The sequence below is a fragment of the Streptomyces albidus (ex Kaewkla and Franco 2022) genome (assembly GCF_013870515.1).
Lineage (GTDB): Bacteria > Actinomycetota > Actinomycetes > Streptomycetales > Streptomycetaceae > Streptomyces > Streptomyces albidus.
Genome location: NZ_JACBXA010000450.1, coordinates 1 through 2,298 on the forward strand (window position 1 = coordinate 1; position 2,298 = coordinate 2,298).

The window sequence follows — 2,298 nt, forward strand, 5'->3', positions numbered from 1 at the left end:
AGGGGGGCCCGCTCCTCCGACGCGGACGACGAGGCCGACGAGGACGAGCGCGCCGAGGCGGGCGAGGAGTCGGAGGACGGTGAGCGCGGCGGAGGTTCCGGCGGCTCGAGTTCCTCCAGCAGCTCCCGCCGTCGTCGCCGTCGCCGCCGCCGCGGCAGCGACTCCGGTGATTCCGGAGGCGGAGGCCGGGACGCGGAGGACGACGACCCGGAGCGCACGGTCGTCAAGATCCGTGAGCCCCGCCGGAAGAAGGAAGAGCCCGTCGACGAGGTGCAGTCGATCAAGGGATCGACGCGTCTCGAGGCGAAGAAGCAGCGCCGCCGCGAGGGCCGCGAGCAGGGTCGCCGCCGGGTGCCGATCATCACCGAGGCCGAGTTCCTGGCCCGCCGCGAAGCGGTGAAGCGGGAGATGATCGTCCGGCAGAGCGGCGAGCGCACGCAGATCGGCGTGCTCGAGGACGACGTGCTGGTCGAGCACTTCGTCAACAAGGAGCAGTCGACGTCGTACGTCGGCAACGTCTACCTCGGCAAGGTGCAGAACGTACTGCCCTCCATGGAGGCCGCGTTCGTCGACATCGGCAAGGGCCGCAACGCTGTTCTGTACGCGGGCGAGGTCAACTTCGAGTCGCTGGGCATGGCCAACGGCCCCCGTCGCATCGAGACGGCGCTCAAGTCCGGGCAGTCGGTTCTGGTCCAGGTCACCAAGGACCCGATGGGTCACAAGGGTGCCCGGCTGACCAGCCAGGTCTCCCTTCCCGGCCGCTACCTGGTCTACGTCCCCGAGGGGTCGATGACCGGCATCAGCCGGAAGCTCCCCGACACCGAGCGCTCCCGCCTGAAGCAGATCCTCAAGAAGGTCGTCCCGGAGGACGCGGGCGTCATCGTCCGCACCGCCGCCGAGGGTGCCAGCGAGGACGAACTGCGGCGTGACGTCGAGCGGTTGCAGGCGCAGTGGGAGGACATCCAGCGCAAGGCGCAGAAGGGCAACGCCCCGACACTGCTGTACGGCGAGCCGGACATGACCGTCCGCGTCGTGCGCGACATCTTCAACGAGGACTTCTCCAAGGTCATCGTCAGCGGCGACGAGGCCTGGGAGACCATCCACGGCTACGTCTCGCACGTGGCTCCCGACCTCGCCGAGCGGCTCCAGAAGTGGACGTCGGACACGGACGTCTTCGCCACGTACCGCATCGACGAGCAGCTGATGAAGGCGCTGGACCGCAAGGTGTGGCTGCCGAGCGGTGGTTCGCTGGTGATCGACCGTACGGAGGCGATGATCGTCGTCGACGTCAACACCGGCAAGTTCACCGGGCAGGGCGGCAACCTGGAGGAGACGGTCACCAGGAACAACCTGGAGGCGGCCGAGGAGATCGTGCGCCAGCTGCGGCTGCGCGACCTCGGCGGCATCATCGTGATCGACTTCATCGACATGGTGCTTGAGTCCAACCGGGACCTGGTGCTGCGTCGCCTGCTGGAGTGCCTGGGCCGCGACCGTACGAAGCATCAGGTGGCCGAGGTGACCTCGCTGGGCCTGGTGCAGATGACGCGGAAGCGGGTCGGACAGGGCCTGTTGGAGTCCTTCTCCGAGTCCTGCGTGCACTGCAACGGTCGCGGCGTGCTCGTGCACATGGAGCAGCCCGCTGCGGCCGGCGGCAAGAAGGGCCGGAAGAAGGGCAAGGGCGGCGTCGCTGCGCAGCAGCCGCATCCCGTTCCGCTCTCCGAGCCGGCGCAGGAGCGGGCCTCGGAGGCGTCTTCGGGCGGCACCGCCGTGCAGGAGCAGAAGGCCGCGCCCGTGAAGGAGTACACGCCGGACGACGAGCTCTTCGGGTCCGTGGCCGAGGCCGAGGCGTCGGCCTCCGGGCGCGGTGGCCGCACGCGACGGCGCGGCAGCCGCAAGGCGAGCGCTCCGCAAGGTGCGCCGCAGGAAGCTGCGGGAGTGGAGACCGCCGAGCAGGAGCCGGCAGAGCCGGAGCCGAGTACGGCGGCCAGAGCGACGCAGAAATCGGAACAGGCCGGCCCTGAGGACGCGGGCACCCCGAAGGGGGCCTCCGGCCCGGGAAACGGCCGAGGCCGCTCGCGGAACGGCTCCGAGGCTGGTGGCGCGGACGCCACCGGTGATGTGAGCGACGCGGGCGGCGCGCAGGGCACCGGTTACATCGGGAATGTCGCGGAAGCGGCTCCGGCCGCCCGTACGAGGCGCCGGGCCAGCCGCAAGGCGTCGGCTCCGGCGGGTTCGCCGTCCGCGGCGGACGAGGGTGTGATCACCGTCGTCCCGTCGAAGGCGGACGAGCCCGTGCAG

At 70.5% G+C, this 2,298-nt stretch carries 1 protein-coding gene; it reads left to right on the forward strand.

Going from position 1 to position 2,298, the window contains the following annotated elements:
- A partial coding sequence (locus H5J26_RS30370; RefSeq protein WP_181769166.1) for an Rne/Rng family ribonuclease occupies positions 1 to 2,298 on the forward strand: 2,298 nt, incomplete at both ends.